Raw genomic sequence first — 9,821 nt, 5'->3', positions numbered from 1 at the left:
GCTCAGCGCGACCGAAGCCATGCCACCGTGACCGGCCAGCCGCTCACCGATCGCCCGGCTGCGCAGCGCCACCACCTTCGCCGCGTCCTCCAGCGACAACGCACCCGACACACACGCCGCCGCGATCTCACCCTGCGAGTGACCCACCACCGCATCCGGCAGCACACCCACCGACGACCACACCGCCGCCAAGCCCACCATCACCGCGAAACTCGCCGGCTGCACCACATCCACCCGCTCCAGCAGCTCCGGAGCAGCCTCCCCACGCAACACGTCGAGCAGCGACCAGTCCACCCACGGCTCCAGCGCAACCGCACACTCCCCGATCCGCTCCGCGAACACCGCAGACGAATCCAGCAACTCCCGGCCCATACCCACCCACTGCGAACCCTGGCCCGGGAACACCCACACGACCTTGCCGGGGTCACCGGAGACACCGACCCTGCCGGTGGTCACACCAGCCGGGCTCTCGCCGCGCGCCACCGCGCGCAGACCCGCGAGCGCCTCCTCCTCCGACGAGGCCACGACCACCGCACGCTCGCCCAGCAACGCCCGGCCGGAGACCAGCGCCCCGGCGACATCCGCCAAAGGCAACCGACCGGCGTCCTCGACGAACGACGCGAGCCGACCGGCCTGACCCGCCAACGCACCCTCACCACGCGCCGACACCACCAACGGCACCACACCACCCGGCGGCGTGTCCTCCGGGGCAGGCTCCGCCGCCTCGTCGGGTGCCTCCTCCAGGATCAGGTGCGCGTTCGTCCCACTGATCCCGAACGACGACACACCCGCACGGCGCGGACGGCCCTCACGCGGCCACTCCCGAGCCTCCGTCAGCAGCTCCACCGCGCCCGCGGACCAGTCCACTTGGGAGGTGGGCGCGTCCACGTGCAGGGTCGGCGGCAGCACTCCGTGCCGCAGCGCCTGCACCATCTTGATCACACCGGCCACACCCGCGGCCGCCTGCGTGTGCCCGATGTTGGACTTCAACGAGCCGAGCCACAACGGCTTCTGCGGGTCCCGGTCCCGGCCGTACGTCGCGAGCAGCGCCTGCGCCTCGATCGGGTCGCCCAGCGCCGTACCCGTCCCGTGGCCCTCGACCACGTCGACGTCCGCCGGGCTCAGTCCGGCACCGGCCAGCGCCTTGCGGATCACGCGCTGCTGCGCAGGCCCGTTCGGTGCCGTCAGACCGTTCGACGCACCGTCCTGGTTCACCGCACTGCCCCGCAGCACCGCCAGGACCTTGTGCCCGCGCTCCCGCGCCACCGACAGACGCTCCAGCACGACCAGGCCCACGCCCTCGGCCCAGCCGGTGCCGTCCGCGCCCTCCGCGTACGCCTTGCAGCGGCCGTCACCGGCGAGGCCGCGCTGGCGGGAGAACTCCACGAAACTGACGGGTGTCGCCATCACCGTCACGCCGCCGGCGAGCGCCATGGAGCACTCGCCCTGCCGCAGCGCCTGCGCGGCCAGGTGCATCGCCACCAGCGACGACGAACACGCCGTGTCCACCGTGACCGCCGGGCCCTCGAAGCCGAACACGTACGAGATGCGGCCCGAGGCCACGCTTCCCGCGGTGCCCGTGCTCGCGAAGCCCTCCAGCTCCGGTGCGACCGCTCCGGCCCCGTACCCCTGGTTGGACACGCCGGAGAACACACCGATGTCGGTGCCCTTCACGGACGTCGGGTCGACTCCGGCGCTCTCCAGGGCCTCCCAGGAGGTCTCCAGAAGCAGTCGCTGCTGCGGGTCCATCGCCAGTGCCTCACGCGGCGAGATCCCGAAGAAGCCCGCGTCGAACAGGCCCGCACCCGCTACGAATCCGCCCTGGCTGGCGTACGACGTGCCCACGCTCTCCGGGTCGTCGTCGAACAGGCCCTCCAGTTCCCAGCCTCGGTCCTCGGGGAAGTCGGACATGCCTTCGCGGCCCTCGTGCACCAGACGCCACAGGGACTCGGGGCTCGTCACCCCGCCGGGCAGCCGGCAGGACATCCCCACGATCGCGATCGGCTCGTCGGGGTCCGCGACGACGGCAGCGGTCGCGGCAGGTGTGCCGGTGGCGACGGTGTCCCCGAACTCCTCGCGCAGACAGGCGGCGAGGGCCTGCGGGGTCGGGTAGTCGAAGATCAGCGTGGCGGGGAGCTTCAGGCCGGTCGCCTCGCGGAGCCGGTTGCGCATTTCCACCGAGGTGAGAGAGTCGAACCCGGCCTCGTTGAAGGCGGTGTCGGCCCGGACGCCGTCGGCTCCGCTGTGGCCGAGGACGACGGCGGCCTGGGTCCGCACCAGGTCGAGAAGGAGCGCCTGCTGTTCCGCCGTGTCGAGTCCGGCGAGCCGACGGCGCAGGTCACCGTCCTTCGCGGCCGCTGCCCGCGCCTGCTGCCGCCCCACCGGTACGAGACCGCGCAGCAGGTGCGGGACCGGGCCGCCGGCCGCCGCGCCGGAGCGTGCCCCGCGCAGGTCCATCTTGATCGGTACGAGCAGCGCCTGCCCGGACGCGAGCGCGGCGTCGAACAGCTCCATGCCCTCGGTCGCCGTGATCGCGAGGACGCCGCCACGGCCGGCCCGCGCCTGGTCCGCGTCGCCCAGGTGCGCGGTCATGCCGGCGTCCTGCTCCCACAGACCCCAGGCCAGGGAGAGGCCGGGCAGGCCCGCCGCCCGGCGGTGGGCCATCAGGCCGTCCAGGAAGGCGTTGGCAGCCGCGTAGTTGCCCTGGCCCGCTGAGCCGAACACGCCCGAGGCGGACGAGAACACGGCGAAGACGTCGAGGTCGAGGTCCCGGGTCAACTCGTCGAGGTGACGTACGGCGTCCGCCTTCGGCGCGAACACCCTGGCCAGGCGTTCCGGGGTCAGGGCCCCGATCACGCCGTCGTCCAGCACTCCCGCCGTGTGTATCACACCGCGCAGGGGGTGCGCGTCGGACACCGAGGCCAGCAGTGCCTGCGCCTGGTCTCGGTCGGACACGTCACAGGCCACGACGGACACGGCCGCGCCCTGCTCGGTCAGTTCGGCGACCAGCTGCCGCGCGCCGTCGGCGTCCGGACCGCGACGGCTGGCGAGGACCAGGTGGCGTACGCCGTACCCGGTGACCAGGTGCCGGGCCAGCAGCGCACCCAGCGATCCCGTGCCACCCGTGACCAGGACCGTGCCGTCCGGGGCGAACACTTCAGTGAGGTCGGGGACCTGACCGGCGGCGCGAGCGAGGCGGGGCGCCGAGAGTGCCGTGCCGCGCACGGCGACCTGGGGCTCGCCACCCGCCAGCACCGCCCCCAGCACGGGCCCCACGCCGTCGTCCGCGGCCGGGTCTGCGTCGATCAGAAGGATTCGGTCCGGGTTCTCGGCCTGCGCGGCGCGCACCAGACCCCACACCGCTGCTCCGGCCGGGTCCGACACCGCGCCCTCGGCGCCGGCGGGGACCGCGCCCCTGGTCGCCACCACGAGCCGCGAGTCTTCGAGGGCGTCCGTGGCCAGCCATGCCTGCAGCACGCTCAACACCCGTGCGGTCAGGGCGAGTACGGCGTCCTCGCCGGCACCGCCGACGGCCTGCAGCACTGCTGCCGCCGGAACCCTGCCTGCGTCGGCCAGAGCCGCCACGTCCTCGGCCGAGGCCACCGGCGCCCACGACGGCGCGGCCACCGCGCCCTGGGCCGGGGGCAGCTCGGTCCACTCGACGCCGAAGAGCGAGTCGGCGACTGCGGAGCCGGTCGGCGTCTGGAGTTGCTCGGCGGAGACCGGCCGGGACACCAGGGAGTCCAGCGTGACGACGAGGCCGGCGGTCTCGTCGGCCGCCTCCAGCGACACGGCGCCGGGCCCGGCGGAGGTCAGGCGGATCCGCAGGGCGGGGGCGCCCGAGGCGTGCAGCGACAGGCCGTTCCACGCGAACGGCAGGACCGGCCGGCCGGGGTCCTGCGCCGCAGAGTCCGCCGCGGTGCCGAACATCCCGGCGTGCAGGGCGGCGTCCAGGAGCGCCGGGTGGATACCGAACGTGTCGGCGCCGTCCCGCTGTTCCTCGGGCAGGGCGGCCTCGGCGAAGACCTCGTCACCGCGCCGCCACACCGCGCGCAGCCCCTGGAACGCCGGGCCGTAGCCGTAGCCGCGCTCGGTCAGGTCGGCGTAGAAGTCGCCGACCTCGATCCGCTGGGCGCCGGGCGGCGGCCAGGCGGCGAAGTCGAAGCCCGTGCCGCGGGCAGGAGCCGAGACCGAGAGCGTTCCGGCGGCGTGCCGCGTCCACGCGTCCGCATCACCGGGCGCGTCCTCGCGCAGGGAGTAGATCTCCACGGGGCGGGCGCCGGTCGCGTCCGGTGCGCCCACCGCGACCAGGACGCGTACGCCGCCCTGCTGCGGCACCACCAGCGGTGCTTCGATCACCAGCTCGTCCAGGACGCTGCAGCCGGCCTCGTCACCGGCCCGTACGGCCAGCTCCACCAGGCCCGTACCGGGGACGAGCACCACACCGCCGACGGCGTGGTCGGCCAGCCATGGGTGGGACTTGAGCGACAGGCGCGAGGTGAGCACCAGCCCGTCGGACTGCGGCAGCTGCACCACCGCGCCGAGCAGCGGGTGGCCGGCCGCCGCCTGCCCCAGGGAGGCCGCGTCCGTCGCCGCATCGGCGGTCCGCAGCCAGTAGTGCTGGTGGTCGAAGGCGTACGTCGGCAGGTCCACGCGTGCCTTCGCGGCGCCGGCCAGCGGGAGCAGGCCGCTCCAGTCCACGGGCACGCCGCGCACGAACAGTTCGGCCAGCGAGGCCAGCAGGGTCTGCTCCTCGGAGCGGCCGTCGCGCAGGGCCGCCACGCAGGTCGCCTCGGCGCCCGCGGCGCCGGCCGTCTCCGCGACGAGGCCGGTCAGGGCCGCGCCCGGGCCCAGTTCCACGAACAGCGCCCCGCCTTGCCCGACCGCGGCTGCGATCCCGTCGGCGAACCGCACCGGGTGACGCACGTGGCCGGCCCAGTACTGCGGGTCGGCGAGCTCGTCGGCCGTGGCGAGCCGCCCGGTCACGTTCGAGATCACCGGGATCGTCGGCGACCGCCACTCCACCTCGGCGAGTTCGGCGGCGAAGTCGGCCAGCATCGGCCCCATCCGCCGGGAGTGGAACGCGTGCGAGACCGCGAGACGCTTCGTCTTGTGCCCTTGCTCCCGCATGCGGTCGGCCGCCGCGAGGACCGGCTCCTCGTCGCCGGAGAGCACCACCGAGGACGGGCCGTTGACCGCCGCGACCTCCACGCCCTCGCCGAGCAGGCCGGCCACTTCCGCCTCGCTCGCGGCCACCGCGACCATCGCGCCGCCCGGTGGCAGGGCCTGCATCAGCCGCCCGCGCGCCGCGACGAGGCGCGCCGCGTCCGGCAGTGACAGCACGCCCGCCGCGTGCGCGGCGGCGATCTCGCCGATCGAGTGGCCGATGACCGCATCCGGCCGTACCCCCCAGGACTCCACGAGCCGGAACAGGGCACTCTCGATCGCGAAGAGGCCCGCCTGGGTGAACATCGTCTGGTTCAGCAGCTCGGCGCCGCCCGGTGCGCTGCCCAGGACCACGTCCCGTACCGGGTGGCCGGCCCACCCGGCGAGACACGCGTCCAGCTGCTCGCACGCCTCGTCCAGGGCCTGGGCGAACACCGGGTAGCGGTCGTACAGCTCCCGGCCCATCCCCGCGCGCTGCGAGCCCTGGCCCGGGAACACCCAGACGACCCTGCCCGCTCCGCCCGAGCCGGCCGCTCTGCCGGTGACGACACCGGCCGCGTCCTCGCCCCGGGCCAGCGCCTGGAGTCCGGCCAGCGCCTCCTGGTCCGAACCGGCCAGGACCACCGCGCGCTCGGGCAGCAGCGCCCGCTCCGCGACCAGTGCCCCGGCCACACGCGGCAGCGACATCGCGTCGGCGGACTCCAGGTGCGCGGCCAGTCGCTCCGCCTGGCCCGCCAGGGAGCCCACGCTGCGTGCCGACACCACCAGCGGGACCACACCCGTGGGTGCCGTGTCCTCGGCGTCCGGATCCGGCTCCGGCTCTTCGGGTGCCTCCTCCAGGATCAGGTGCGCGTTCGTCCCGCTGATGCCGAACGAGGACACCCCGGCGCGGCGCGGGTGACCCTCACGCGGCCAGTCGCGGGCCTCGTCGAGCAGCTTCACCGCACCCGCGGACCAGTCGACCTCGGTCGTCGGTACCTGAGCGTGCAGGGTCGGGGGCAGCACGCCGTGCCGCAGCGCCTGCACCATCTTGATGACACTGGACACGCCGGCGGCGGCCTGGGTGTGCCCGATGTTGGACTTCAACGAGCCGAGCCACAGCGGCTTCTGCGGATCCCGGCCCTGTCCGTACGTGGCCAGCAGCGCCTGCGCCTCGATCGGGTCGCCCAGCGCCGTACCGGTGCCGTGGGCCTCCACGACGTCCACGTCCGCCGGGACCAGTCCGGCGCCGGCCAGCGCCTTGCGGATGACCCGCTGCTGGGAGGGACCGTTGGGTGCCGTGAGCCCGTTGGACGCGCCGTCCTGATTGACGGCGCTGCCGCGGATGACAGCGAGCACCCGGTGACCGCGCTCCCGCGCCTGGGAGAGCCGTTCGAGGACGACCACGCCCGCGCCCTCGGACAGGCCCATGCCGTCCGCGCCGTCCGCGAACGCCTTGCACCGGCCGTCGGCGGCCATGCCCTGCTGCCGGGAGAACACCACGAAGGTGCCGGGGGTCGCCATCACCATCGCGCCGCCGGCCAGGGCGAGCGAGCACTCGCCCTGCCGCAGCGCCTGCGCGGCCAGGTGGATGGCGACCAAGGAGGACGAGCAGGCCGTGTCCACGGACACCGCGGGACCTTCGAAGCCGAAGACGTACGACACCCGGCCGGACGCCACACTCGACGCCACGCCGGTGCCGGTGAAGCTCTCCAGCTCCGGTGCGACACCGCTGCCCCCGGATCCGTATCCCTGGCTGGACACCCCCGCGAACACACCGACGTCGGTGCCCTTCAGCGAGACCGGGTCGAGCCCCGCACGCTCCAGCGCCTCCCACGACGTCTCCAGGAGCAGTCGCTGCTGCGGGTCCATCGCCAGCGCCTCACGCGGCGAGATCCCGAAGAAGCCGGGGTCGAACAGGCCGGCGCCCCGCAGGAAGCCGCCCTGATCGGTGTAGGAGGTGCCGGGGTTGTCGGGGTCCGGGTCGAACAGGCCGTCCAGTTCCCAGCCCCGGTCCTCGGGAAAGCCCGACACGGCGTCGCGGCCCTCGCGCACCAACTGCCACAGATCCTCGGGCCCGGTCACTCCGCCCGGCAGCCGGCACGCCATGCCCACGACGGCGATCGGCTCGCCCGCGTGGGACGCGCCCTGCTTCCGGAGGTTGTGCAACTCGGTGGTGACGCGCTTGAGGGTCCTGAGGAGTTGTTCGTCCGTGGCCATTCGTCAGTCCTCACGAGAATGTTGATGGAGCCGGATACGCTGCGGTCTCACACGAGCCCGAGTTCTTCATGGATGAAGTCGAGGACTTCGTCGGCCGACGCTGATTCCAGTTGCTCGGCCACCGCGGAGACATCCGTCTGCTCGACGACCCCATTACACTTGGCCACCAGGCCCTGGAGGCGGAGCGCGATACCGGCTCTCATGGATTCGTCGAGTGCCACTGCGGCGATGAGCGACTCGACGTCTTCTATCTTCGCGTTCACCCGCGACAACACGTCGTCGCTGATGCCGAGTTCACCGCGCAGATAGCCGGTGAGCACGAGCGGGGTGGGCTGGTCGAAGACCAGCGTGGCGGGGAGCTTCAGACCGGTCGCCTCGCGCAGCCGGTTGCGCAGCTCCACCGACGTCAGCGAGTCGAACCCGACGTCCTTGAAGGCGGTGTCCGGCCGGATGCTGTCCGGCCCGCTGTATCCGAGTACGACCGCGGCCTGGGTGCGCACCAGGTCGAGGAGCATGGCCTCCTGCTCCGGCTCGGCGAGCCCGGACAGCCGGCGGAGCAGGTCGCCGTCCCTGGCGGCGGCCGCCCGTGCCTGCTGCCTGCCGGCCGGTACGAGACCGCGCAGCAGATGCGGCACCGTACCCCCGGCCGCCGCACCGGCCCGCACTCCGCGCAGATCCAGTTTGACCGGCACGAGGAGCGGCTCCTCGGACCCGACGGCGGCGTCGAACAGCTCCATGCCCTCGGCGGGAGTGAGCGCCACGACACCGTCTCGGCTGGTCCGCCTGCTCATGCTCGCCTGGTCGTCTGCGCCCAGGTGTGTGGTCATGTTGGTGGCGTACGCCCAGGTGCCCCAGGACAGCGAGAGCCCGGGCAGGCCCGCCGCGCGGCGGTGGGCCATCAACCCGTCCAGGAAGGCGTTGGCCGCTGCGTAGCCGCCGCTGCCGGCACCGAGGAAGACGGACGAGGCGGAGGAGTAGACGATGAACGCGTCCAGGTCCAGGCCGCGGGTGAGTTCGTCGAGATGGCGTACGGCGTCCACCTTCGGCGCGAACACCCGCGCCAGGCGCTCCGGGGTCAGGGTCCCGACGAGCCCGGCCTCGAACACACCGGCCGTGTGCACCACGCCGCTGAGGGGGTGCTCGTCCGGCACCGCGGCGAGCAGCGCCTCCACCTGCTCGCGCTCCGACACGTCGCAGGCCATTGCGGAGACCGTCGCGCCCTGCTCGGTCAGCTCGGCGACCAGGTCCCGCACGCCCTCGGCGTCCGGGCCACGACGGCTGGCCAGCACGAGATGGCGTACGCCGTGCCGCACGACCAGGTGCCGGGCGACGAGTGCGCCCAGCGACCCGCCACCCGAGACCAGGACCGTCCCGCCCGCCGTGAACACCCCTCCGGCGTCGGTGACTTGGGCGGGCACCCGGGCGAGCCGGGGTACGGAGAGGACCGTGCCACGTACCGCGAGCTGCGGCTCACCACAGGCCAGCGCCGCACCCAGGACGGCTCCCGACCCGTCGGTGTCCATGTCGGCGTCGGTGTCCAGCAGGACGAACCGGTGCGGGTTCTCCGCCTGCACGGCGCGCAGCAGACCCCACACCGCGGCTCCGGCCGGGTCGGTCACCACGCCGTCACCGGCGGGCACCGCGCCCCGGGTCACGACGACGAGCCGTGACTCCTCCAGGCCTTCCGCGCTCAGCCACGCCTGTACGACGTCCAGGACCCTGGTGGTCAGCGCCAGTACGGCGTCGTCGCCCGCGCCGCCGACGGCCTGGAGGACCGCCGTCACCGGAGCCTCGGCGCTCCGGGACAGGGCCTCGGCCTCGGCCGCGGTGTCCAGCGGCACCCACACCGGCGCCGCCTCCGCCCCCTGGAACGGGGCCAGTTCGCTCCACTCCACCCGGAACAGCGAGTCCGTGGCCGCCGAGTCCGCCGCCGTCTCCAGCTGCTCGGCGGAAACGGCCCGGGACACCAGCGAGTCCATCGTCACGACCAGGGTGCCGGTCTCGTCCGCTGCCTCGACCGACAGCGCGTCCGGGCCGATCGGGGCGACCCGCACCCGCAGTGCCGAGGCGCCCGAGGCGTGCAGCACCAGGCCGTTCCAGGAGAACGCCAGCAGCGGCTGCCCAGGGCCCTCCCCCGGCTGCGCGTCCGCCACGGCTCGGAATGACCCGGTCTGCAGTGCGGCGTCGAGCAGCGCCGGGTGGATGCCGAACTCGCCGGCGTCCTTGCGCTGTTCCTCGGGCAGGGCGACCTCGGCGAACAGTTCCTCACCACGCCGCCACACCGCGCGCACGCCCTGGAACGCGGGCCCATAGCCGACACCGCGCTCGCGCAGTTCGTCGTAGAAGCCGACGGGGTCCACCTCGACCTGCCGCGCCCCCGGCGGCGGCCAGGCGGCGAAGTCGAAGCCCTTGCCAGGTGCCGAGGCCGAGGCCGACAGCGTGCCGGTGGCATGCCG

2 protein-coding genes are annotated in these 9,821 nt (G+C 73.8%); both read right to left on the bottom strand.

Annotated features, from left to right (window positions below; all coding sequences use genetic code 11):
- On the bottom strand, nt 1–7,365 hold a 7,365-nt coding region (locus BIV23_RS42210), incomplete at its 3' end, for a type I polyketide synthase (RefSeq protein ID WP_071386302.1).
- 47 nt (nt 7,366–7,412) lie between these two features.
- Nucleotides 7,413–9,821: type I polyketide synthase (locus tag BIV23_RS42205; protein ID WP_143079237.1), on the bottom strand; the 2,409-nt coding region annotated here is incomplete at its 5' end.

Origin of the sequence: Streptomyces monashensis, assembly GCF_001866665.1 — a bacterium.
Classification (GTDB): Bacteria; Actinomycetota; Actinomycetes; order Streptomycetales; family Streptomycetaceae; genus Streptomyces; species Streptomyces monashensis.
Note: the sequence above shows the minus strand (reverse complement) of the source record. Positions and strands in the feature narration are given on the sequence as shown.